Below are 21,922 nucleotides of genomic sequence, written 5' to 3'. Positions count from 1 at the left end.
CGGGGATGCAGCCATGACGGGGCGCACGACAGTAGACGTACTGTCCCTGGAGGACTTTCACCAGCGACTTGAGCGGCGCCTGCACGAGGCGGAGTCGGTGTTGCGCAAGCTCAACACCCAGATGCAGTGCCGCCCGCCGGCGCTCGGCACGTTCACCGACGCGACCGACAACGCACGTCGCTACTCCGAGACGCACCAGAGCTACGTCAACCACGTCGACCGGCTGCGTCGGGCGATCCTGGCCGCCCGCGAGGCGACCCACAAGATCATGACGAACTACAAGACCGCCGAGGCCCGCAACGCCGCCGCCGCGGCCGACATCGCCGCCGCCCTCTCGGGGCTGAACGAGGCGATGAAGCAGCCGAAGGAGGACCCGCGTGTCTGAGTACACCCGGCGCTACGAGCACGTCAGTCACGAAGAGCTCTACCAGGGCGTCAACGCCGGCGACCCGAGGCAGATCGAGGCGCTCAGCGCCCAGTGGACCTCCCTCAAGGGCACGCTCGACGACCTCAGCCGCGACCTCACCGCCGACCTGGAGGCGCTGTCCAAGAGCTGGACGGGCGACGCCGCGCGCGAGTTCACCAGGCGGCTCGACATGGTGGTGCACTACTCCGGCAACCTCGCCGAGGGCATGACCGGCATCCGGCAGGGCCTCGACATGATGTCCAGCGAGCTGCGGGCCGCGCAGACCAAGGCGGAGAGCCCGGAGAAGACCGACGACAACGACAAGCTGCTCTCCGGCGCCGGCAAGGGCTTCCTGCTCGGCGGCGCCCCCGGCGCGGTGATCGGCGGGATCGTCGGCCACCAGCAGGACAAGGCCGAGCAGGAGAAGGCGCACCAGCGGATGGTGCAGGTCGTGGCGAAGCTCGCCGAGGGCTACGACTTCTCGGCGTACGGCCGGATCGTCGTACCGGAGCCGCCGGAGACCGAGCTGCCCGGCCACACCGGCAACGGTGACCCGACGCTGCAGAACGGCCCGTCGGTGAAGACGCCGTCGTCCGGCCCGAGCCTGGGCAGCTTCGGCCCGGGCGCGAACGCCACCGCCACCACGTCGGGCGTGCACCACACGGCCCCGACCGGCGGCACGCCGGGCGGGGCCACGCCGGGTGCCGGCACTCCGGGCGGCCAACCGGGCGCCGGCGCTCCGGGTTCGGTGCCGGCCGGCGGCACCGTCGACCCGACCGGCACCTCACTCGCCGGTGCCGCTCCGCTGACCAGCACCGTCGGCGGCCCGACGATCGGCGGCGGCCCTGGCTTCGGTCCCGGCGGCGCCGGCCCGACGACGATGAGCGCCGGCGGACCCGGTGGCGGGCTCTACGGCGCCCCCGGCGTCCTGAGCACCGGCTCGCTGGCCGGCACCGGCGCCAACTCGGCGTCGGCGGCTCGCCTCGGCGGCATGCCCGGCGCGGACAACCGCTCCGCCGCCGGCACGGGCCGTCTCACCTCCGGCCGTGGCCTCGTCGTCGACGCCGGGAGCAAGTCCGCCGAGCGCGCCGGCGGTGCCACCGGGCGGCCCGCGATGGCCGGCCGCGGCGGTGTGCTGGGCGGGCGCGGCGGCCAGGGCGACGACGAGTCCGACGGCCGGCTGACCTGGCTCACCGAGGACGAGATGGTCTGGGGCGACGGCGACGCCGCCCCGCCGCCGGTGCTCGGCGGCAACTGACACGGCATCCACACGACGGCGCGGCGCCCCCGGCAGGGGTGCCGCGCCGTCGCGCGTCGGGCCCTGCGTGGGCCTCCGTCCACACCGACCCGTGGGGCGGCTCACGTAAACCGCAAGATCCTTGAGCTGCGAGATCCTCCGCCGACCGATAGGTTGAAACGGTGCTGCCCGTAGCGTTCGCCCCGTCCACCTGGACGGCGACGCTGCGCCGGATCGCCCGCACGGCCGTGGCCAGCCTGGTGCTGATCGCCGGTTTCCAGGGCATCGCCGCCACACCCGCCCACGCCGCCGCGGCCTCGCACGCCACCATCGCCGCGCACGCCGTCACGACTGAGCACGTCGCGGCGATCAAGCACGTCGCCGCCGTCGAGCACGTCGCGACGCGGCAGGCGGTCACGACCGCCGCCACGCGTTCCGCCGAACTCACCGCGGCCGACGCCCCGACCGCCGCGCTGCGGACAACCGGCCCCGGCACCGGCCCGGCCGTCACTGCCACCCCCTCCGCCGACGCCGCCGGGCCCGTTCCCGGCGTCGAGGTCGTCGCCGCCGCCGAACCCGGCCGGGCGGACATCGCCCGTCGCGGTCCGCCGCGCGCCTGACCGCGCGTCCTTCCGGTACGCCCCGGAGCGGTCCCACGGGCCGCACGCCCCGCGCCCTGCCGCGCGTCCCGTCGCGTCTGAAGTCACGACGCGCACCCGCCCGGATGTCCGGGCCACAACCGTTGATCGTCCTTCGTTCCACCTTGAGGTGCTGGTGATGCAGACCGTCTTCTCCACCGTCCTGCCCGACATGCCGGCGGCCGCCGTGATCTGGCTGGTCCTGCTCGCCGTGGCCGCGACCGTGGTCGCCGCGCTGATCGTCCGCCCGTCCCGGTTCCGTTCGGAACTGGTCGACCGGATCAGCGACGCCGCCCGGCCGAGCAGCATCGAACGAGCCGAGCGGGCTCGCGTACAGGACCGGGAGCGGAACCGGTACGCCGACGAGGTGGCGGTGGCGGCCGCCCGCGCGGCGGCGACCGCCGAGCGGAGCCGGACGGAGTGGCTGACCGCCCAGGAGGACGCGGAGGTGGCCTGGCAGGCGTACCAGGGGGCCGAGGAGGACGTCCGGCGCCTGACCGCCGCCGCGGCGCTGCCGCTGCCCCGGACCGCCAAGACCCCGGCCGAGTACGCCGACCGGGAGCGCTGGCTGCACCGGGCCGCGATGGACGCCCAGTGGCGCGACGAGATCACGGTGCGGCAGCTCAGCGACATCCTCGGCGGTAACGGCTGGGACCCGAGCCGGCACCCGGTGGAGCAGGAACTGCTGCTGCGCCGGCTGGTCCGGGACAACATGGCGGCACGGCACCGGGCCGCCACGCAGCGGGAGCAGGCCGCCTGGCAGGCAGCCGAGCTGGCCGCGGCGGCGGCGCAGAGCCTGCGCGACGAGGCGTTCGCGGCGCTGCACCCGGTCGCCGAGCCGCAGACCGCGCTCTCCATCGTGGGCTTCGCCGGCCCGGAGACCACCCGGGAACTGCCGGCCGGGACGGGCACCGACGTCACCCGCGAGCTGCCGCCGGTGGCGCGCGGCCGGGCTGCCGTGGCGACCTGAGGACGCCGGCAGCGGCTCTACGGGGGCGGCGCCCCCGGCGCGGCCCGACGGGGTCGTCACCCGACAGCGGTCTGACGGGCGTCGCCGGGCAGCGGCGTGACGGGATGTCGCCCCGGCCGCGACCCGGCCACGGGGCGGACGCCCCTCGCGGCGGGGACGACCGCCGGGCGTGGCGGGCCCGGCTCGGCTAGCGTGGTGGCGTGTCCCGTGAATCCTGGGTGCTGGTCGTCCTCGCCGCCGTCCTCGCGGCGGCCATGCTGGCCGGGGCGGTGCTGCTCGCCATCCGGGTGGTCCGCACCCGCCGCATGCTCGGCGCGCTCGGAGCCGGCGGCAAGGTCGCGTTCTACGGCGCGCTGATCTACACGATCCTGCCGGTGGATCTGCTGCCCGACCCGATCTATCTGGACGACATGGGCGTGCTGGCCGGCGCGCTGTTCTACCTGGGCCGGCTGGTCGCCAAGCACCGCGCCGAGCAGCGGGCCGCCGGGGAGTCCCCGGTGGCGACGTTGCCGCCCGGCGCGGCTCCCCGCCGCTGAGGCGTCACCGGTACGCGAGCGAGGAGACGACATGGCGGGACGGCACCGGTTGGATCCGCACGACGAGCGGGTGGCCCGTTTCTTCGCGGACCGGCACCTCGCCACGCTCACCACACCGCGCGCCGACGGCACCCCGCACGTCGTACCCGTGGGGGTGACCTTCGACCCGGCGGCCCGGCTGGCCCGGGTGATCACCTCCGCCGGGTCGGCCAAGGCCCGGCACGTCGCGGCGGCCGGACCGGACGGCGTCCCGGTCGCGGTGTGCCAGGTCGACGGCCGGTGGTGGCTGACCGTGGAGGGCCGGGCGGTGCTGCGCAGGGACCCGGAGTCGGTGGCCGAGGCCGAGCGCCGGTACGCCGAGCGGTATCGCATGCCACGACCGAATCCGGAGCGGGTCGTCATCGAGATCGCGGTGACCGGGCTCCTGGGAAGTCTCCCCGGCTGAGGCGTCTGTCCGGTTCCGCGGTGGCCCCGGTCACGCCCGGAAATGGGCCGCCGCGGCAGGGCGGTTGAACACTCCGTACGCCGAGCGCCACTCCTGGTGCCGCGTCTCCCGCACGGAGCCGTCGACCCCCGAATGGAGCCTCGACCATGAACCCGATCATCCGTAAGTGTGTGCTGTCCGTCGCCGGTCTGGCCGCCGCCGGCGGTGCCGTCGCCGGTCCGGCCGTCGCCGCCCACGCCGCCCCGGTCAAGGGCAAGGGCGACCGCGCCGCCGACTACGAGTACCAGGCGCAGCCGAACTTCTTCTACTGCGGTCCCGCGTCGACCCGGATCGCGCTGTCGGCCGAGGGCAAGGACGTGAGCCAGGACGAGCTGGCCGCCAAGCTCGGCACCACCGAGAACGGCACCGACTCGGCCATCGACATCACCCGGGTGCTCAACGAGTACACCGGCGGCAAGTACCGGACCACCGAGATCCGCGACGACGTGGCCACCCGGGAGCAGGTCGCACGCCTGCGCGCGGACATCCGTACCGCTGTGGACGACGACCGGCCTGTGGTGGCGAACATCCTGGGCGGCGCGCGGGACATCGACGGGGTGGAGCACAGCTACCCCGGCCACTACGTGACTGTCGTGCGGTACGAGGGCGACGGCGACCGGGTGCTGATCGCCGACCCGGCCCGGCCGGACGAGCCGACGTACTGGATGGACGTGACCGAGCTGGCCAACTGGATCGCCGGCCGCGGTTACAGCTCCTGACCCGCGACGCCTGACGGACGGGCCGGTCTTCCCTGTGGAGATCGGCCCGCCGGCATCGATCCGCCCGTGGTGAATTCGGCTGTCAGGGGGTCTGCGGGTACGGGTCGAGCGGGCGCTCGAAGAAGCTCTCCAGCACCACCACGGTCTGCGTCCCGGTGACGCCCTCCACCTGGAATAGCCGGCGCAGGCTGGCCTGGAGCTGCTCCGGGGTGCCGACGCGGATCTTCACGAGCAGCGAGGCAGGGCCGGCGATGACGTGCGCCTCCATCACCTCGGGCAGCGCCGCGAGCGCGTCTCGGGTGGGGTGGTCGCCCATCCAGGCATTCGCCTCCACCAGCACGAACGCGAGCACACCCCGGCCGACCGCGGCCGGCTCGACGTCCACCGTGGTCCGGCGAACCACGCCCTGCTCGCGCAGCTTGCGCACCCGCTCGTGGACCGCCCCCGTGGAGAGCCCGACCTGCCCGGCCAGCGCCGCGTACGACTGGGTGGCGTCGTGTTGCAGCGCCGCCAGCAGCGTCCGGTCGACGTCATCCATGACCGTGCCTCCGTTCGGCGTCTAACCTCACAGGTGATCCTGGTTCGGTAATGTTAGCTTTCTGCCGAACATCAGTCACGGGTGGAGGCGATCGGCGTGGATCGGTTCAGGACGCGTTTCGAGGTGCGGGACGAGCGGTTCCGCCGGGTGAACGGCGACGAGTGGACGGAGTGTCTCTGGACCGGGGGCCGCTGGTTGGAGGGGCCGGCCTGGTTCGCCGCCGGGCGCTACCTGCTCTTCAGCGACATCCCCAACGACAGGCTGCTGCGCTGGGACGAGGCCACCGGCGCGATCGGGGTGTTCCGCCAGCCGGCCGGCTACGCCAACGGGCACACCGTCGATCGACGGGGGCGGCTGGTGAGCTGCGAGCAAGGCGGGCGACGGGTCACCCGGACCGAGGCCGACGGCACCGATACGGTCCTCGCCGAGCGCTGGCGCGGCAAGCGGCTGAACAGCCCGAACGATGTGGTCGAGCACTCCGACGGCTCGATCTGGTTCACCGACCCGAGCTACGGCATCGACAGCGACTACGAGGGTCACCGGGCGGAGAGCGAGATCGGCGGCAACCACGTCTACCGGGTCGACCCGCACGACGGCGAAGTTCGCCGCGTCGCCGACGACTTCGGGCAGCCGAACGGTCTGGCGTTCAGTCCCGACGAGTCGCTGCTCTACGTGGTCGACACCCGGGCGGCGCACCTGCGCCGGTTCGCTGTCAGCGAGGGCGGCGCCCTGCGCGGTGGCGAGGTCTTCGCCACCTGCGACACCGGCTCCTTCGACGGGGTACGCCTCGACGACGCCGGCCGGGTCTGGGTGGCCGCCCACGACGGGCTGCACTGCTTCGACCCGGACGGCACGCTGCTCGGCAAGCTGCACCTGCCGGAGGTGGTCGCAAACTTCACCTTCGGCGGCCCGAGGCGCAACCAGCTCTACATCTGCGCCTCCAATTCGCTGTTCAGCCTGCGGATCAACGTGAACGGGGCGCGCTACCCCGGCTGGTGACCGGTCAGCCTTGCAGGGCGATCCGGCCGAAGGTTGTCCAGGTCGGACACGCCGGTCGCCTCCAACGGGCAGGACACGACGATCCCGGCCGCCCTCAGTGGGACGGCGCGGGATCGCCAGGTGCGGTCAGCGGCCGGTGTCGCCTTCGCCGGTGCGCTGCTGCGCCGTGTCGACACCCTTGTCGATCTGGTTGTCGTACTTGCCGCCGGTGCGCTTGTCGGCCGCGTCACCGGCCTTCTCGATGCCCTGGTCGACCTGCTTGTCGTGCTTGTCCGCGAAGTCCTTGGCCTTGTCCATGAAGTCGCCCACGTCGGATCTCCCTTCGATACGTTGAATGCCTTCCCTGAGGCCGGGGGCACAAACACCGGCTGGGCGGTCACCGCCCTGGTGTCGGATCGATCCCGGTCGGGTACCAACGGCCTCGATCGAGGAGGGCGACGTGGACGACGACGCTGGTATACCCGGGCGGGCACCGACCGCCGGACCGCGGCAGACCTGGGCCGGACTGCCCTGGCCGGTACGGACGGCGGTCACGTGGAGCGCCTGCCTGCTGGTGGTGACGGCCGGGCTGTGGCTGCTGGGGCAGATCGCCGTACTGCTCGCGCCGCTGGCGGTGGCGCTGGCCGGCACGCTCTTCCTCGCCGCACTGCTCGACCCGGTGCTGGTACGCCTGCGCCGGCTGCGGGTGCCGGCCGGGCTCGCCGCGCTGCTGAGCATCCTGTTGCTGCTCGGCATCCTGGGTGGCGCCGGTGTCCTGGTCTGGAACCTCACCGCGAGCCAGTTCGGCGAGCTGAGCCAGCAGCTCGACGAGGGGTTGCAGCGCACCCGCGACTTCGTCACGTCCAGCCTGCCGGTCACCGACCAGCAGCTCGACCGGCTCGTGGAGCAGATCCGGCAGGGCCTGAGCAGTGGCGCACCCGACCCGGTCGCCGGTGCGCGCAAGGTCGCCGAGGTCGCGGGCGCGGTGCTGCTCGCCCTGGTGCTGCTGTTCTTCCTGCTCAAGGACGGCCGCTCGATGTGGCGCTGGGTGCTGCGCCGGCTGACCGGCCCGCGCCGGGAGCTGACCGCCGAGGCGGGACGGGCCGGCTGGCGGACGCTCGGCGCGTACAGCCGGGGCACGATGGTCATCGCGGCCATCGACGCCATCGGGATCGGGTTGGCCCTGGTCGTGTTGCGTGTCCCGCTGGCCCTGCCGCTCGCGCTGATCACGTTCCTCGGCGGGTTCGTGCCGATCATCGGCGCCACGGTGGCGGGTGCGGTGGCGGTGCTCGTCGCGCTGGCCGCGAACGGTCCGACCACCGCGTTGCTGACCCTGGCCGCCGTGATCGCCGTGCAGCAGATCGAGGGCAACCTGCTGGAACCACTCGTGATGCGGCGGCAGGTGCAGCTGCACCCGGCGGTCATCCTGGTGGTGGTCACGGCCGGCACGCTGGTCGCCGGCGTTGCCGGGGCGTTCGTGTCGGTGCCGATCGCGGCGGTGCTGTGGCGGGTGCTGGACACCGTGCAGCGGCACCGGGCCGAAACCGGCCGCGCCGCGGGGACCGACAGTGCTGCCGGGATCGGCAGCGCCTCCGGGCCGGACCGGGCCGTCGAAGCCGCAGGCTGACGGCCTGCGCTCAGGCCAGGTGCGCTCAGGCGGCCCGCAGGTCAGGCGGGGTGCGGCTGGCGCAGGTGCGTGGTGAACCACGTACCCGCCTGGTCGGCCACCTGCTCCAGCGTGCCGGGCTCCTCGAACAGGTGCGTGGCGCCGGGCACGATCCGCAGCTCCGCGACCTCGCCCAACGCGTCCCGGGCCTGCTCGTTGAGCACGATCACCTGCTCGTCCAGGCCGCCGACGAGCAGCAGCGTCGGTGCGCGTACCGCGGTCAGTGAGCTGCCGGCCAGGTCGGGCCGGCCGCCCCGGGAGACCACAGCGCCCACCCGGTCCGGCCGGGCCGCGGCGGCGACCAGGGCGGCTGCGGCGCCGGTGCTGGCGCCGAACAGCCCGATCGGGAGTCGCCCCAGCTCCGGGTCGGCGCCCATCCAGTCGACGATCCCGGCCAGGCGTTCGGCCAGCATTCCGATGTCGAAACGCAGCTCGGCGGTGACCTCGTCCCGGGCCTCCTCGTCGGCGGTCAGCAGGTCGACGAGCATCGTGGCGAGCCCGCGCTCGTTGAGCGCGCGCCCGACGGCCGTGTTGCGCGGGCTGTGCCGGGAGCTGCCGCTCCCATGAGCGAACAGCACCACCCCCTGCGCCCCGGCGGGCACCACCACGTCCCCCACGAGCCCGCCGTCCACCACAGGCACCGAAACCTCACGCATTCCCTTCACCCCCCGCTCTCCCCCACCGCATACCCCCCACCCCGACGATCATGAAATAGACGGCCCACCCCAACCCCGCACCCCACGCCCAGGATCGGGTCGATCATGAAGTTGGCGGCACTTTCCGAGATCCACAACGCCGCCAACTTCATGATCGACGGGGAAGGCCGGCGGGGAGCCCGGCAAGGGCGCACAAGTGCGGGGTTGCGTTGACGTCGGCGGCAAGGTTTAGCGTCAGCGGCAGAGAGAGGGACGGGGGCGGCGGATGCGGATCGGGGAGCTGGCGCAGCGGGCCGGTACGAGCACCCGCACGCTGCGCTACTACGAGGCCCACGGGCTGGTCCGGCCACACCGGTCCGCCAACGGATACCGGGTCTACGACGAGGCGGAACTGCGCGTCGTCCGCGAGATCCGGTCCCTGCTGGCGATCGGGTTCGGCCTGGACGACATCCGTCCGTTCGTCGCCTGCCTGCGCGCCGGAAACGACTCCGGCGACGTCTGCCCCGATTCCGTGGCGGTGCTGCGGCGCAAGCTCGCCGAGGTGGACGACTACCTCGACCGGCTCGGCGACGTCCGCCGCCGACTGCACGACCAGCTCGCCCACGCGATCGCCCAACGGGAGGAAACATGCCTCAGGACACGGGGACCGGCCGGCTGAACCCGGTCACCGACGACACGTTCGCGGCCGCCGTGCTGGCCGCCGACCGGCCGGTGGTGGTGGACTTCTGGGCCGAATGGTGCCCGCCGTGCCGGGTGGTGTCGAAGCACCTGGCCGAGTTGGCCGAGGAGTTCGGCGACGCGCTGCGCTTCGTCACCCTCAACACCGACGAGAACCCGGCCACCGCACGCGCCCACCGGATCATGTCCGCGCCGACCATGCTGGTGTTCCGGGGCGGTGAGGTGGTCGGCTCGATCGTCGGCTCCCGCCCGAAGGACCACCTGCGGCGCAGCTTCGCCCGGCACCTGGACGGTTGAGCCGCTGCCGGGCGGGAACGCGCGGGGTGACCACGGACCCCGACCGATCGCGAGGATCGTCATGGCGAAACAGGACAGGTCCCGGGAACAGGAACTCACCGACCAGGAACGCCGTAAACAGGAGCTGAAGGACTCGCCGGACTGGGCCGACCGCGCCGCGACGGCGCGTACGTCCGACGATCCGCGGGCCACGGCGCCGCGCGACGCCGGCGGGCGTCCGTCCAACGGCCGCCAGTTCTGAGGTACGCGTACCGAGCGGTCCCGCCTCTCGTGGCGGGGCCGCTCAGTCCGTGCGTTCCGGCAGGTGCATCAGCGGCGCGCGCCCCTGCGGCTGCTCCGGCTGCGGCCCGCTGGGGCGTGCCGGTGGCGGCACCGCCACGGTGACCGGCTGCGCGGAGGTGACCCGCAGCGGCTCGCCGTGATGCCGCAGCTCCACGACTGTGTCCGGGCCGCCGTTGCGCAGCGAGTACGTCGTCTGGTGCGGCCGGACGTCGACCCGCAACCGCATCCCCTGCCACTGGAGCGAGAACTCCAGGCGGCTGAGGCGGCTGGAGAGCCGGGGCGCGAAGGAGAGCGTCCCGTCGTGGTCCCGCAGCCCGCCGAACCCGGCCACCAGCGCGATCCAGGCACCGGCCAGGGACGCCATGTGCACGCCGTCGCGGGTGTTCTCGTTGAGGTCGTGCAGGTCCATCAGCGCGGCCTCGCGCAGGTAGCGGTGGGCCAGTTCGAGGTAGCCGACCTCGGCCGCGAGCACCGCCTGGGTGCAGGCGCTCAGCGACGAGTCGCGGACGGTGCGCCGCTCGTAGTAGACAAAGTTGCGCAGCTTCTCGGCAGCGCTGAACGCGTCGCCCCGCCAGTGCATGGCCAGCACCAGGTCGGCCTGCTTGACGACCTGCTTGCGGTAGAGGTCGAAGTACGGGTAGTGCAGGAGCAGCGGGTACTTCTCCGGCGGCGTGTGCTCGAAGTCCCACTCCTGGAAGCGGGTGAACCCCTCCACCTGCTCGTGCACCTCGGTCTCCGCGTCGTACGGGACGTGCATGTCGTTCGCGGCGTCCCGCCAGGCGGCGGCCTCCTCCTCGGTGACGCCGAGGTCGAGCGCCTGGTCCCGGTAGCGCATCGCGCAGTCGGCGGCGGTACGCAGGTTCCGCTGGGCCATCAGGTTGGTGTAGACGTTGTCGTTCTTCACCGCTGTGTATTCGTCCGGGCCGGTCACGCCGTCGATGTGGAACCGTCCGGCGCGGTCGTGGTGGCCGAGTGAGCGCCACAGCCGGGCGGTCTCGACCAGCAGTTCCAGGCCGATCTCCCGTTCCAGCGTCTCGTCGCCGGTGACCAGCACGTAGCGGCGCAGCGCGTCGGCGACGTCGGCGGCGATGTGGAACGCGGCGGTCCCGGCCGGCCAGTACGCCGACGACTCCGGCCCTTCGATGGTGCGCCACGGGAAGGCGGCGCCTTCGAGGTTCAGCGTGCGGGCGCGTTCCTGCGCCTGGGCCAGCGTGTCGTACCGCCACTGCAACGCGTCCCGTACCGCTCCCGGCTGCGTGTACGTGAGCACCGGCAGCACGAACATCTCGGTGTCCCAGAACGCGTGGCCGTCGTACCCCGGGCCGGTGAGGCCCTTGGCCGAGATCGGCCGCCGTTCCGCGCGGGCGCCGGCCTGGAGGACGTGGAAGAGGCCGAACCGGACGGCCTGCTGCACCTCCGGGTCGCCTTCCACGCGCACGTCGGCGGCGTCCCAGAACGCGTCCAGGTATTCACGCTGGGCCCGGCGCAGGCCGTCCCAGCCGTCGAGCCGGGCCGCTGCGAGCGCCGCACCGACCTGGTCGCGCAGCGCCGGGAGGGAGCGACGGCTGGACCAGCCGTACGTGAGGTACTTGACCACCCGGAGCGTCTGGCCGGGCTTGAGCACGCAGCCGATGGTGGTGCGGACCCAGTCCTCGTATCCCTCGCTCTCGATCGTGGTGCGTTCGGGGCCGTCGACGTCGTGGCCCATCGCAGCGGCAACCCGCAGCCCGCTGACCTTGGTGCGATGGATGAGCTGGCCGCCGTCGTCGGTGGTCAGTTCCTCCTCGGCCTGCAACGGCGACTCCAGTACGGCGGCCACCCGGGGGTCGCGGCTCTGCGGCGGCAGCGACTCGTTGGCGACCAGCTCGGACTGGAGGATCAGGCGCAGCGGCCCGTCGACCGGCTCCACCTCGTAGTGGATGGCGGCCACCGAGCGCTGGGTGAACGACACCAGCCGGGTGGTGCGGACCTTGACCTCGCGGCCGGCCGGGGAGCGCCAGTGCAGGTCCCGCTGGAGCGTGCCGGCGCGCATGTCGAGGACCCGCTCGTGGGCGAGCAGTTCGCCGTAGCGCACGTCGAGCGGCTCGTCGTCCACGAGCAGCCGGATCAGCTTGCCGTTGGTGACGTTGACGATGGTCTGCCCGGACTCGGGGAAACCGAAGCCGGCTTCCGCGTACGGCAGCGGGCGCAGCTCGTAGAAGGAGTTCAGGTAGGTGCCGGGCAGCCCGTGCGGCTCGCCCTCGTCGAGGTTGCCCCGCAGCCCGATGTGGCCGTTCGACAGCGCGAACACCGACTCGGACTGGGCCAGCACGTCCATGTCGAGCTGCATCTCCCGGACGTGCCAGGGCTCGACCGGGTACGCCCGTTCCCGGATCACGCGGCCGCCTCCGGGGTGAGAAGGTCGGCGAGGTCGGTGACCACCACGTCGGCGCCGTGCGCCAGCAGCTCGTCGGCCTGGCCGACCCGGTCGACGCCGACGACGTACCCGAATCCGCCGGCCCGCCCGGCGGCCACCCCGGCTAGGGCGTCCTCGAAGACGGCAGCCTGCGCCGGTTCGACGCCGAGCAGCCGGGCGCCTTCCAGGAACGTGTCCGGGTGCGGTTTGCCGCGCAGCCCGCTCGCGCGGGCGACCACGCCGTCCACCCGGGCCTCCAGCCAGCGGTCCAGCCCGGCGGCGTGCACCACGGCGGCGCAGTTGGCGCTGGCCGAGACGACCGCGCGGCGCAGCCCGGCCGTGGTGGCTGCCTCCAGGTAGCGCACCGAACCCTCGTACACCTCGACGCCGTGCTGCTCGATCTGCTGGAGCAGGACGACGTTCTTACGGTTGCCGAGGCCGTTGACGGTGTCCGCCTCGGGCGGGTCGTCCGGCGATCCCTCGGGCAGCGTGATGCCGCGCGAGGCCAGGAATGTGCGCACCCCGTCGGCGCGCGGTCTGCCGTCCACGTACCGGTTGTAGTCCGGTCCGGGGTCGAACGGGTGGAACGGCTCGCCGGTTTCGGCCGACCGTCGCCGCAGGTACGCGTCGAACGTCTCCGCCCAGGCGGCGTTGTGCACCTTGGCGGTCTGCGTCAGCACACCGTCCAGATCGAAGAGACAAGCGCGCACGTGCGCGGGGAGGCCCAGCATCGCTTGAATCTAACCAGAGCCCGCGCCGGGCAAACACCATTCGGGGCTCAGCGGTTCGGGCGCAGCGTCCAGATCACGGTGAGCGAGGAGGTGAGCGTGCCGTCCTCGGTGCGGACCTCCACCTCGACCGGGAACTCCGGCCGCCGTCCGGCGTCCAGCTCGGCCAGCACCTCTGCGGGGACACCGCCGAGCCGCGCCGTCGCCAGCACCGGCCCCACCGCCACCTTGAGGTAGCGGATGGTCGCGGTCACGGCCAGGGGTACGGCCCGGTCGAGCACCTGCCCGAACGCGGCCAGCACAACCGCGCCCGAGGCGGTCTCCCCCAGCGTGAACATGGCCCCGGCGTGCGGGCCGCCCACGTGGTTGTGGTGCGCCGGGTCGTCGGGGAGCCGGACCACGGCCCGGACCCCGCCCTCGGCCTCGGGCGCCACCTCGACGAACTCGATCCCGAGCGTGCGGGCGAACGGCACGGCGTCGAGGAGACCGGCCGCCACCTGGCGAGAGTCGATGCTCATGCCCGAACGCTACTCGCCGGTAACAACACCGGCAAGGCCGGTCCGCCAGTCAGCCCGCGCTGAGGTCGGTACGGCGGACGATCCACCAGACGACGACGAGCGCCAGCGCGGTCAGGCCCAGGTAGCCGCCGGCGACGATCAGGTGGAACTCGGGGATCCGGCTGCCCGGCTGGTACTGGAGGTGCTGCTGAAGGTTGTGCTCGACGAAGCAGGCGAGCGTCCGGCCACTGCCGTTGTCGGGTGGGCAGAGTCGTTGCAGCTCGACCCCGCTGAGCTCACGCCCGGAGGCGTCGAACGCGCCGGACGGCCCGTCGATCCCGTAGTCGATCATGCCGCCGTCGACGACCAGGGCGTTGTCGCGCAGCACGCCCACGCCCGGCCCGCCGATGACGCGGTGCGCGGTCAACGGCTCCATCAGCGTGGGGTAGCGCCACCGGACGAGATAGTTCAGGCCGACGAAGCCCACGATCACGCCGAACACGGCCGGGAGCGTGCGCCTGATCGCGGCGCCGAGCGCGACGCCGACCGCGAACCAGCAGAGGCTGATCACGGCCGGAAGCATCGCGGTGTTGAGGAACGGCCCGTACTCGAACAGGCTCACCGGGGCCACCCGGGCCTGGAGTCGCTCCAGGTGGTCGCTGACACCGGCGACGGCCGAGGTCACCGCCGCCACGAACAGGCCGAGCAGGGCCAGCCGGGTCCAGAGCCACCGCTGCGGGGAGACGTCCTGGCTCCAGGCCAGCAGCAGGGTGCGCTGCTCGTGTTCCCTGGTCAGCACCGGGACGCCGACGAACACGCCGATCAGCAGCGGCATCCACTGCACCACCTGCGACAGCACGGCCAGGGTCAGGACCAGGCTGGATGAACCGCCGAGCCGCCGGCCCTGTGGCGACTCCTCCGCGCAGAACGTCTCGTGACACTGGTGCCACAGGCTCGTCAGCTCCGCTGACAGATAGGTCATCCAGCCCACCAGGACCACGGCCAGGACCAGCGTGCCGATCACCGTCCAGCGGTGCTGACGCCAGGTCAGCCAGAGCAGACCGCGTACGCCCCCGGCGTGCCCGGGGTCGCTCCGGCGGTTCGTGGGTGCGGACAGTTGGCGGACCGGGCTCATGCGGCTGCCTCCCGCTCGTGCGGCGCGGCGGCCGATGCTCTGAGGTGGGTCAGGATCAGCTCGTCCAGGGTGATGGGCCGGGCGGTCCAGCCGGGCGCCACGACCGCGTGCGCCGCCGGTGCCGCCGGCCGCCGGAGGACGAAGGTGGACTGGCGGCCGGTGTGCTGCGCCTGGACGACAGTGCCCGGCCCGGGTGGCTGGTCGGCGCGGGGCCCGGTCAGCCGGACGTGACTGTCGAGCAGTTCCTCGACGTCGCCGATGAGGACCGGCCGACCGGCGTCGAGCAGCAGCAGGTGGTCACCGACGCCGCTCAGCTCGGCGACGATGTGGGTCGACAGCACGACCGTCATGTCGTCGTCGGCGGCCTCCGCCAGCAGCTCGCCTGTGACCTCGACGCGGGCCAGCGGATCCAGGTTCGCGAGGGGTTCGTCCAGGAGCAGCACCGCGGGGCGGGAGCCGAGCGCGACCGCCAAGGCGACCTGCGCCCGCTGCCCGCCGGACAGCTTGCCGCAGCGCCGGTCCAGCGGGACGGCGAAGCGTTCGAGCCACGACAGCGCCCGCCGCTGGTCCCACACGCGGTTCGTCGAGCGGCCGAAGCGGAGCATGTCCGACACGGTGAAGTCGCGGTAGAGCGGCTTGTCCTGGGCCAGGATCGCAACCCGGCTACCGCCGTCGACGGACCCGCCCCGCACCACCGGCCGGCCGTGCACCGACACCGTGCCGCCGGTGGCCGCCAGGGTGCCGGCGATGATGCTCAGCAGCGTCGACTTGCCCGCGCCGTTCGCGCCGACCAGCGCGACGACCCTGTTCGCAGGTAGCGCGAACGTGCACTCCCGGAGCGCCCACACGGCGCCGTAACGCCGGCTCAGGTCACGTGCCTCGACGGCGACCGGCTCGCCGCTCACGCCGCGCCCTCCGCGTTCTCTCTCCTCGCGGGTGTCGCGTTCGCCGCGATCACCGAGGCGAGCAACGCCTGGACGTCCTCGTCCTCCAGACCGGCCTCCCGGGCCTGACCGAGCCACCGGGCCAGGCTGCCGCGCAGGCGGGCCATGACGTGGGGATCGGCGTGACCGAGCGTCCCGCTGACGAACGTGCCCGCCCCCTGCCTCGCCTCCACCAGGCCGGACAGCTCCAGCTCCCGGTAGGCCTTGAGCACGGTGGTCGGGTTGACGGTGCACGAGGTCACCACGCTGCGCACGGTGGGGAGCTGGTCTCCGGGGCGCAGCGTCCCGATCCGCAGCGCCTCACGGACCTGCCGCACCAACTGGGCGTACGCGGGGACGCTGCTGGACCGGTCGACATGAAAGTTGATCACCCTGGTGACCCTCCGTCAGATTGTTATGGTTCAGTAGAACACCAGCTAAGCGACATGGCAACATCCGCAGGGCGTTTCGACGGCTGCCGACTCCGGGTAGCGAATGGCCCATGAACCGCGATCTCGCGCGAGGGCTGACGGTTGCGTGGGCGCTGCCGGAGTTCCGAGACGGGCTGCGTCACCTCGTCGACCTCGACGAGGTGACAGTGCTGCTGGCCGCGCTGTCCCTTCCGGACCGCGACCGCGAGGTCGAGCGGAGCGCGCTGGATCTGCTGCGGTCCGGGCTCGACAGCACCGAGGTCCGGGAGGCCGTGTTGCTGCTGCTGGAGCGGGACACCGTACGCCGGCCGCTCGTCGCCGCGGCGGTGGAGCCGCTCGCCGACCGGGCCGGTCTGGTCACCGCCGTCACGTCCGCGGCCGAGGACCCCCGGGTACGCCGCGAGGTGCGCGCGATGCTGGACAGCGCCGCCGTACGGGGGCTGATCTGGCGGGCGGTCGACGACCAGGTGAGCGACAACCGGTTCGGGCTGATCCGCCGGGCGGCGGTGCTGTTCGTCCGGCACCCCGGCGCGCGGCGCCTGGGGTGGGCGCTCCGCCGGCACGGCGTACTCCGCGAGCTGCGCCACAAGGCGTGACCCGATCTTGCTGTTGCCCGGTCGTGTCACCTCCGAGATCTTGGGGCCCTACTGTCCAGTCGATGCGATCCCGTGGGGCGAAGGCGGCAGCGACTCTGGTGACCGTGCTGGGCACACTGCTCGTCGTCGCGAGCTGTCTCAGTTGCATCCCGCTCCTGGCGCCCTCGGCGCCATGCGACGGTGACACCTACGCTTCGGCGCAGGCGGCGAGGGACGCGTACGCCCTGCTGGTCCTGGCGATGACGGCGACGGCGGTCCTCTCCGTCGTCGTGGCCCGGGCAGGCACCCGGTCACGGGTCCGGAACCCCTGGCCGTGGCTGGCGGTCGCCGTACTGGGAATCGCAGTGAGTGCCGGCCTGATGGTTACGATCGATCGGGCCGGCTCCTGCTGAGGCCGATCAGCCGTCACTCGTATCCCATCGCGGGGATGATCTCGCCCAGTTCCCGCTCGACGAACGCGCGGGTGCCGGCGTCGAACTGGTCGTCACGGTGTGCCAGCCTGTCCGCCCGGAACGTCGACGCAGTGACGGTGTCCTCGACGCCGAGCCGCTCGAACAGGGCCCGCCGCTGCCCGGGCCAGTCGGCCGCGAGGTCCTCCGCCTTCACCTCGACGTATCGCCTGCTCGTCAGATCGGCCGCGTTCCTCCAGGCCAGCCAACGGTGGTAGACCGGCACGAGGTAGGCGAGCATTCCGTCGACAGTGGACGGCGCCCACGGCTGGGCCAGGTGGGAGGCGAACACCGCCACCGGGTGACGCTTGACGTGCACGATCGTCGCCTCGGGGACCAGCTCCCACAGGAAGTCCATGGCGAAGAGGTTGAACGGCGTCTTCTCGCACCAGGCCGGCTTGCCCGCGTCGGCCGCCGCCCCGCCGAACAGGGTCTCGACCAGGCCCCGCAGGACGGCGATCAGTTCGCCCCGGTCGCGGAAGTACCTCGGCACCACCCGCCGTCGGCTGGCCGGCCCGAACGGCCCGGCCGGGCGGTCGCCGTCGCCGAAGCCCTCCGCGGGCACGGGCTCCTCGAAGGCGTGCGCGATCACCTGCGGCCAGAGCCGGCGTACGGCGTCCCGGTAGCGCCGCTCGCCGACCAGCTCGGGCACGGTCTTGCCACGGTCGTCACGCCGCCCGGGCACGCGTACGGTGAGGAAGTCGCTCAGCCGGTGCAGCGCGTCCTCACCGACGACGGGGTCGTACCGGTCGGTGAGCGCGTCGGCCAGGTCCCGCAGGCCGCCCGGTTCGACGAGGAACTTGGTCTCCATGGGGATCCGGTGGATCAGCGGATGCTGGCCGATGATGTCGGCGATCCGCGACGTGCCCGAACGGCCCGTACCCGCGACGAAGACCGGTGAGGGGGACGGCATGGACGGCAGTCAAACTCCTGGCCCGGCGCAGGGGCAATCCATTTATCCCCGCCGCCATCAGCTGATCGACCTCCTGGCCGACGCGGTCGGGTCCGTCACCGTGGCGCACCCGGCCCGGGTCGCCGTCGACGGGCCGCCCGCCGCCGGCAAGACCACGCTCGCCGACGAGCTGGCCTCCCTTTTGCGTACGCGGGGCCGCAGCGTCATCCGGGCGACTGTCGACGACTTCCTCTTTCCCCGGGCGCGGCGCTATCGACGCGGCGAGTTCTCGGCCGAGGGCTGCTACGTCGACACCCACGACCACGGGGCGCTGAAGCGGGTGCTGCTCGATCCGCTCGGCCCGGACGGGGATCGACGCTTCCGGCACGCGGTCTACGACCACGCGACGGATACGGTGCTGTCCCCACCGCCCGCGACCGCCCCGGCGGACGCCGTGCTGATCGTCGACGGTGTCTTCCTCCTGCGCCCGGAACTGGCCGACCGCTGGGAGCTGCGCGTCTTCGTCTCGACCGCGCTCGACATGACAGTGGATCGTGCCGTGATCCGTGAGCGTCAGGTGTCGCCGCGCGCGGACGTCGAACGGCGCTGGCGCGAGCGATACCTCCCTGCCCAGCGGCTCTACTTCGCCACGGCGCGCCCGGTCGAGCACGCCGACGTCGTCGTGCACAACGACGACCCCGCGCAGCCGATCTGGGAGACCCGGGCACGCGCGGATGGCAGGCTGGGAACCATGGACCGGAAACGGGTGGCCGCCTGGATCGCGGCGTACGAGCAGGCGTGGCGCACACCGGGAACGGCGGCGCTCGGCACGATGTTCACGTCCGACGCGAGCTACCAGCAGGGGCCGTACCGGGACCCGGTCGTCGGCCTCCCCGCCATCACCCGCATGTGGGAGAGCGAGCGCGACGGACCCCACGAAACGTTCGAGATGACAGCGGAGGTGGTCGCTGTCGACGGCGACACCGCCGTGGCCCGGGTGCAGGTCCGGTACGGCGACCCCGTCCACCAGGAGTGGCGCGATCTGTGGATCATGCGCTTCGCCGAGGACGGCCGGTGCCTGTCGTTCGAGGAGTGGCCGTTCGCGCCGGAGAAGCCGACCACCGCCGCCGAGTGAGAGACCGGCCGCCTATTCGGCGAATATCTCCCCGAGAATGCGTTGCGCCTCGGCCGACTCCTCCGCGTCCTCGGGGTCGTCGAAGGTGCGGGAGTAGGTGGAAAGGGTCTTCCAGAGGGCCCAGCCGCGTCCGCGCGCCCACGTCGCGTCATCCACCGACAGCCGCTCGCGAAACGCCTCCCGGCCCTCGGCGGTCAGCAACGTCCAGGCGATCGCCAGGTCGCAGGCCGGGTCACCGACGCCGCACGTCCCGAAGTCGATGACGGCCGCCAGCCGGCCGTGCGCGAGCAGAAGGTTTCCCGAGGCGATGTCGCCGTGGAACCAGCGGTCCACCCCGTCCCAGCGGGAGTCGAGGGCCCGCGCCCAGATCTCGCGGACCAGTTCGCCGTCGACGTGGCCGCCCAGCGCCGCGAGCGCACGCTCGACCTTCGTGTCGTACGTGCGCAGAGTGCCGCCCCGGAACCAGTTGTGGATACCCGGCTGCGGCCCGCCGGTGGCGTCGACGCCTTGCAGGGCCGCGAGAAAGTCGGCCAGGTCGAGCGCGAAGCGCACCGGGTCGGCGATTCGGTCCGGCCGGGAGGTCTCGCCGTCGAGCCAGCGGTAGATCGACCACGGATACGGGTAGCCCGCACCCGGCTCGCCCTTCGCCAGCGGCGCGGGGACGGGTAGCGGCAGCCGAGCGGCGAGGGCCGGGAGCCACAGGTGTTCCTTGTCGACAGCCAGGGCGTACTCGGCAGCGCTGGGCAGGCGCACCAGCAGCTCGGGGCCGAGGTGGAAGGTCCAGTTGTCCCACCCGCCGTTGGCGACCGGCTCGATCCGGAGGCCGGCCAGGTGCGGGAACTGGTCGGCGACCAGGCGACGCACCTGCTCCACGTCGACGGCGATGCGCCGTGGCGGGGGACCGAGATCCGGTACGGCACTCACGCCCGTTTGGTGTACGCGACGAACGCCGCCCAGCTCGACGGCGTGAACGTCAGCGCGGGCCCCTGCCGGTCCTTGCTGTCCCGCACCCCCACCACGCCGGGCAGGTTGTCCGCCACCTCGACGCAATTGCCGCCGTTACCGCTGCTGCGGGTGCTCTTGCGCCAGATCGCGCCGGTCAACTCCATCGCTTCGCCGCCTCCGTGATCGCCGCCAGAGTCGCCCCGTGCGGCATCGCCTCCGCGCGAATGGACTCCCACGTCTGACGCAGTGAGTTCACGTCCACCGTGCGCTCCACGATTGTGCCGTGCAACGGGTTATCCAGATAGCCCAGATCGTCGCCGTCGGCCGGGGTCGCGAGCACGAAAGCACCGTTGAGCCCCGGATAGGCGCCGACCGTCTCCGGCACCAGGTGCAGGTGCACCCGGGGCCGCCGCGCCATCTCGATCAGGTGCTCCAACTGCTCCCGCATCACCTTCGGCCCACCGACCGGGCGAGCCAGCACCGCGTGGTCGAGCACCACCACGAACTGCGGCGGCGTCGGGCCGTCCAGCACCGCCTGCCGGGCCAACCGGGCGGCCACCTGCTGTTCGACAGCCTCGCCGACGAACTGCGCGGCCCCTTCGTAGAGCGCGCGGGCGTACCCCTCGGTCTGCAGCAATCCGGGCACCACCAGTGGCTCGTAACTGCGTAACGCCGTCGCTTCCTGCTCGATGCTCACCCACTCGCGGAACCACGGCATCAGCGCCTCCTGCATCAGCGCATCACGGATCCGCACCAGCAGGCCGCCGCCGTTCAGCACCTCGTCGCAGCGCTCGGTGAACTCGGCGCGCGGCGCGCGACGGCACTGCTCGACGGCCGCCACCAGCGAGGCCGAATAGCTCACCCGCTCGCCCAACGCCTCCTGGGTCAGCCCGGCATCGGTACGCAACCGGCGCAGCTCACCGGCGAACAGGTCCCACAACGGCACACGGATCATCTGCACACCTCTGCACACGGCTGCACACGGAAAGACGGCCGGTAGGACGGCCAGGAAGGTGGGGGTGGAACGCCTTCCGACCCTAGCGGCGCGGTGACGAGACTGTCACGCAGTGGAGCCGAATTCGTCCGGTTCCCGCTACCGAGAGGAGTTGCGCCGTGCGACTGCGCTGGTTCCGCTGCCGGGGTGCGTCGGCACCGACACTGCCCCACCGGGTACGGGGCGACAACCTGCCGGAGTGGATGCGGCAGCCGACGCGTCCACTGCCGACGATGGGCTCCGGCCGGGTCGGCAACCTCACCCCGGCCCAGCAGTGGCGGGCCAACGGCGGCCGCTGGTCCGCCCCGCAGCAGCGCGGAACCAACGGCGGTCACCCGGAGCAGCTCCCGAGAGACGACCACCACGAGGAGCGCCAGTGATCAGCCACCAGCTCGGGCAGCCGCCGGACGGGCCCACGCCGGACCGCCCCCGGCCGTACCCGCTGCACGCCACCCCGCACACGCCGCTGCGTCCGATGTGGTGCTGCCGGGCCTGCGGCCGGCCGTGGCCGTGCCCGATGGCCCGGCTGCTGCTCAAGACGGAGTACGAGGACAACCAGATCGGCCTGGCCATCTACCTGTGCGGGCTGTTCTACGAGGCGACGCGCGACCTCTACCGGCTGAACCCGGACGACGCGCCCGCCCCCGCCGACATGTTCGCCCGCTTCGTCGCCTGGGGCCCGCACCGGCGGCCGATCATCCGCGGATGATCCGTCCG

Annotated in this window: 30 protein-coding genes and 1 pseudogene; 18 read left to right on the top strand and 13 right to left on the bottom strand. The window is 72.7% G+C overall.

The window, feature by feature from the left end:
• The first annotated feature begins 13 nt into the window (after positions 1-13).
• The 7 genes from GA0070562_RS03650 (at position 14) to GA0070562_RS03620 (ending at position 4,990) form a co-directional block, all read left to right on the top strand.
• A complete protein-coding gene (locus tag GA0070562_RS03650; protein WP_013283763.1) occupies positions 14-385 on the top strand; it encodes a hypothetical protein in 372 nt (123 codons plus the stop codon).
• Positions 378-1,664: a WXG100 family type VII secretion target gene (locus tag GA0070562_RS03645; protein ID WP_091414801.1), complete on the top strand. Its 1,287-nt coding sequence runs from the start codon at positions 378-380 to the stop codon at positions 1,662-1,664. The genes GA0070562_RS03650 and GA0070562_RS03645 overlap by 8 nt, the downstream gene beginning before the upstream one ends.
• Before the next feature lie 161 nt (positions 1,665-1,825).
• Positions 1,826-2,263, top strand: a complete 438-nt coding sequence (locus GA0070562_RS03640; RefSeq protein ID WP_091414799.1) for a hypothetical protein — start codon at positions 1,826-1,828, stop codon at positions 2,261-2,263.
• A 157-nt stretch (positions 2,264-2,420) separates the two neighbouring features.
• The gene (locus GA0070562_RS03635) at positions 2,421-3,251 is read left to right on the top strand and encodes a hypothetical protein (RefSeq protein WP_091416159.1); all 831 of its coding nucleotides are present in this window, start codon (positions 2,421-2,423) and stop codon (positions 3,249-3,251) included.
• Between the two features lie 200 nt (positions 3,252-3,451).
• Positions 3,452-3,787 (top strand): YkvA family protein, encoded by a 336-nt coding sequence (locus GA0070562_RS03630; RefSeq protein ID WP_091414797.1) that lies wholly within the window; start codon positions 3,452-3,454, stop codon positions 3,785-3,787.
• A gap of 31 nt (positions 3,788-3,818) precedes the next feature.
• Positions 3,819-4,232 carry a pyridoxamine 5'-phosphate oxidase family protein gene (locus tag GA0070562_RS03625; protein ID WP_091414795.1) on the top strand — a complete coding sequence of 138 codons (414 nt, stop codon included), beginning with the start codon at positions 3,819-3,821 and terminating at the stop codon, positions 4,230-4,232.
• Positions 4,233-4,378: 146 nt separating this feature from the next.
• The gene (locus tag GA0070562_RS03620) at positions 4,379-4,990 is read left to right on the top strand and encodes a C39 family peptidase (RefSeq protein ID WP_091414793.1); all 612 of its coding nucleotides are present in this window, start codon (positions 4,379-4,381) and stop codon (positions 4,988-4,990) included.
• An 82-nt stretch (positions 4,991-5,072) separates the two neighbouring features.
• Here the strand turns inward: GA0070562_RS03620 and GA0070562_RS03615 are convergent, their stop codons facing one another.
• Positions 5,073-5,528 (bottom strand): Lrp/AsnC family transcriptional regulator, encoded by a 456-nt coding sequence (locus tag GA0070562_RS03615; protein WP_091414791.1) that lies wholly within the window; start codon positions 5,526-5,528, stop codon positions 5,073-5,075.
• A 96-nt stretch (positions 5,529-5,624) separates the two neighbouring features.
• On the opposite strand from GA0070562_RS03615, the gene GA0070562_RS03610 reads away from it, so the two are divergent.
• Entirely contained in the window at positions 5,625-6,527 is a 903-nt protein-coding gene (locus tag GA0070562_RS03610; RefSeq protein WP_091416156.1) for an SMP-30/gluconolactonase/LRE family protein, read from the top strand.
• 126 nt (positions 6,528-6,653) lie between these two features.
• Here the strand turns inward: GA0070562_RS03610 and GA0070562_RS03605 are convergent, their stop codons facing one another.
• On the bottom strand, positions 6,654-6,836 hold the full coding sequence (locus GA0070562_RS03605) for an antitoxin (RefSeq protein WP_091414789.1): 183 nt from the start codon (positions 6,834-6,836) through the stop codon (positions 6,654-6,656).
• A 130-nt stretch (positions 6,837-6,966) separates the two neighbouring features.
• Between GA0070562_RS03605 and GA0070562_RS03600 the strand changes: the two genes are divergently transcribed.
• Positions 6,967-8,133, top strand: coding sequence for an AI-2E family transporter (locus GA0070562_RS03600; RefSeq protein ID WP_225853157.1), 1,167 nt, complete (start codon positions 6,967-6,969; stop codon positions 8,131-8,133).
• A 41-nt stretch (positions 8,134-8,174) separates the two neighbouring features.
• Here GA0070562_RS03600 and GA0070562_RS03595 read toward each other — a convergent pair whose 3' ends face one another.
• On the bottom strand, positions 8,175-8,828 hold the full coding sequence (locus GA0070562_RS03595) for a dienelactone hydrolase family protein (protein ID WP_091414786.1): 654 nt from the start codon (positions 8,826-8,828) through the stop codon (positions 8,175-8,177).
• A gap of 265 nt (positions 8,829-9,093) precedes the next feature.
• Here GA0070562_RS03595 and GA0070562_RS03590 point away from each other — a divergent pair, with 265 nt between their 5' ends.
• From GA0070562_RS03590 to GA0070562_RS03580, 3 genes are all read left to right on the top strand, one after another.
• Positions 9,094-9,486 carry a MerR family transcriptional regulator gene (locus GA0070562_RS03590; protein ID WP_091414780.1) on the top strand — a complete coding sequence of 131 codons (393 nt, stop codon included), beginning with the start codon at positions 9,094-9,096 and terminating at the stop codon, positions 9,484-9,486.
• Entirely contained in the window at positions 9,456-9,803 is a 348-nt protein-coding gene (locus tag GA0070562_RS03585) for a thioredoxin family protein (RefSeq protein ID WP_091414775.1), read from the top strand. The genes GA0070562_RS03590 and GA0070562_RS03585 overlap by 31 nt, the downstream gene beginning before the upstream one ends.
• 61 nt (positions 9,804-9,864) lie before the next feature.
• Positions 9,865-10,044 carry a hypothetical protein gene (locus GA0070562_RS03580; protein WP_091414773.1) on the top strand — a complete coding sequence of 60 codons (180 nt, stop codon included), beginning with the start codon at positions 9,865-9,867 and terminating at the stop codon, positions 10,042-10,044.
• A 42-nt stretch (positions 10,045-10,086) separates the two neighbouring features.
• On the opposite strand, the gene GA0070562_RS03575 is transcribed toward GA0070562_RS03580, so the two are convergent.
• Genes GA0070562_RS03575 through GA0070562_RS03550 form a run of 6 tightly spaced genes read right to left on the bottom strand, consistent with a single transcriptional unit; the run spans position 10,087 to position 16,155 of the window.
• Positions 10,087-12,462, bottom strand: a complete 2,376-nt coding sequence (locus tag GA0070562_RS03575; RefSeq protein ID WP_091414770.1) for a glycoside hydrolase family 65 protein — start codon at positions 12,460-12,462, stop codon at positions 10,087-10,089.
• Positions 12,459-13,211, bottom strand: coding sequence for an HAD family hydrolase (locus GA0070562_RS03570; protein ID WP_091414768.1), 753 nt, complete (start codon positions 13,209-13,211; stop codon positions 12,459-12,461). Before GA0070562_RS03570 ends, GA0070562_RS03575 begins: the two co-directional genes overlap by 4 nt.
• Positions 13,212-13,258: 47 nt before the next feature.
• Complete coding sequence (locus tag GA0070562_RS03565; RefSeq protein WP_091414765.1) at positions 13,259-13,726, bottom strand: DUF4442 domain-containing protein; 468 nt, start codon at positions 13,724-13,726, stop codon at positions 13,259-13,261.
• Positions 13,727-13,775: 49 nt separating this feature from the next.
• Positions 13,776-14,840 carry an ABC transporter permease gene (locus tag GA0070562_RS03560; RefSeq protein WP_091414763.1) on the bottom strand — a complete coding sequence of 355 codons (1,065 nt, stop codon included), beginning with the start codon at positions 14,838-14,840 and terminating at the stop codon, positions 13,776-13,778.
• Positions 14,837-15,745 (bottom strand): ABC transporter ATP-binding protein, encoded by a 909-nt coding sequence (locus tag GA0070562_RS03555; protein WP_091414762.1) that lies wholly within the window; start codon positions 15,743-15,745, stop codon positions 14,837-14,839. The genes GA0070562_RS03560 and GA0070562_RS03555 overlap by 4 nt, the downstream gene beginning before the upstream one ends.
• Positions 15,742-16,155: a GntR family transcriptional regulator gene (locus GA0070562_RS03550; RefSeq protein WP_091414760.1), complete on the bottom strand. Its 414-nt coding sequence runs from the start codon at positions 16,153-16,155 to the stop codon at positions 15,742-15,744. Before GA0070562_RS03550 ends, GA0070562_RS03555 begins: the two co-directional genes overlap by 4 nt.
• 110 nt (positions 16,156-16,265) lie before the next feature.
• On the opposite strand from GA0070562_RS03550, the gene GA0070562_RS03545 reads away from it, so the two are divergent.
• On the top strand, positions 16,266-16,790 hold the full coding sequence (locus GA0070562_RS03545; protein ID WP_091414758.1) for a hypothetical protein: 525 nt from the start codon (positions 16,266-16,268) through the stop codon (positions 16,788-16,790).
• Positions 16,791-16,894: 104 nt separating this feature from the next.
• Positions 16,895-17,182, top strand: coding sequence for a hypothetical protein (locus GA0070562_RS03540; protein ID WP_139135422.1), 288 nt, complete (start codon positions 16,895-16,897; stop codon positions 17,180-17,182).
• Positions 17,183-17,195: 13 nt separating this feature from the next.
• Here the strand turns inward: GA0070562_RS03540 and GA0070562_RS03535 are convergent, their stop codons facing one another.
• Entirely contained in the window at positions 17,196-18,152 is a 957-nt protein-coding gene (locus GA0070562_RS03535; RefSeq protein WP_091414754.1) for a sulfotransferase family protein, read from the bottom strand.
• Between GA0070562_RS03535 and GA0070562_RS30565 the strand changes: the two are divergent.
• Both GA0070562_RS30565 and GA0070562_RS30560 read left to right on the top strand, forming a co-directional pair.
• Positions 18,151-18,861, top strand: a pseudogene (locus tag GA0070562_RS30565) (nucleoside/nucleotide kinase family protein); the annotation flags it as partial. The gene GA0070562_RS03535 and the pseudogene GA0070562_RS30565 sit on opposite strands and share 2 nt — an antisense overlap.
• A 21-nt stretch (positions 18,862-18,882) precedes the next feature.
• Entirely contained in the window at positions 18,883-19,266 is a 384-nt protein-coding gene (locus GA0070562_RS30560) for a YybH family protein (protein WP_175438639.1), read from the top strand.
• Positions 19,267-19,278: 12 nt separating this feature from the next.
• Here GA0070562_RS30560 and GA0070562_RS03525 read toward each other — a convergent pair whose 3' ends face one another.
• Genes GA0070562_RS03525 through GA0070562_RS03515 form a run of 3 tightly spaced genes read right to left on the bottom strand, consistent with a single transcriptional unit; the run spans position 19,279 to position 21,166 of the window.
• Complete coding sequence (locus tag GA0070562_RS03525) at positions 19,279-20,190, bottom strand: aminoglycoside phosphotransferase family protein (protein WP_091414752.1); 912 nt, start codon at positions 20,188-20,190, stop codon at positions 19,279-19,281.
• Positions 20,187-20,375: a DUF397 domain-containing protein gene (locus tag GA0070562_RS03520; protein ID WP_030503540.1), complete on the bottom strand. Its 189-nt coding sequence runs from the start codon at positions 20,373-20,375 to the stop codon at positions 20,187-20,189. Before GA0070562_RS03520 ends, GA0070562_RS03525 begins: the two co-directional genes overlap by 4 nt.
• A complete protein-coding gene (locus tag GA0070562_RS03515) occupies positions 20,366-21,166 on the bottom strand; it encodes a helix-turn-helix domain-containing protein (protein WP_091414750.1) in 801 nt (266 codons plus the stop codon). Before GA0070562_RS03515 ends, GA0070562_RS03520 begins: the two co-directional genes overlap by 10 nt.
• A gap of 158 nt (positions 21,167-21,324) precedes the next feature.
• Here GA0070562_RS03515 and GA0070562_RS03510 point away from each other — a divergent pair, with 158 nt between their 5' ends.
• Positions 21,325-21,585 (top strand): hypothetical protein, encoded by a 261-nt coding sequence (locus GA0070562_RS03510; protein WP_091414748.1) that lies wholly within the window; start codon positions 21,325-21,327, stop codon positions 21,583-21,585.
• Positions 21,582-21,914 (top strand): hypothetical protein, encoded by a 333-nt coding sequence (locus GA0070562_RS03505; protein ID WP_091414746.1) that lies wholly within the window; start codon positions 21,582-21,584, stop codon positions 21,912-21,914. Before GA0070562_RS03510 ends, GA0070562_RS03505 begins: the two co-directional genes overlap by 4 nt.
• The last annotated feature ends 8 nt before the right edge of the window (positions 21,915-21,922 follow it).

The organism is Micromonospora tulbaghiae, from assembly GCF_900091605.1.
In the GTDB taxonomy this organism is placed as follows: Bacteria; Actinomycetota; Actinomycetes; order Mycobacteriales; family Micromonosporaceae; genus Micromonospora; species Micromonospora tulbaghiae.
Note: the sequence above shows the minus strand (reverse complement) of the source record. Positions and strands in the feature narration are given on the sequence as shown.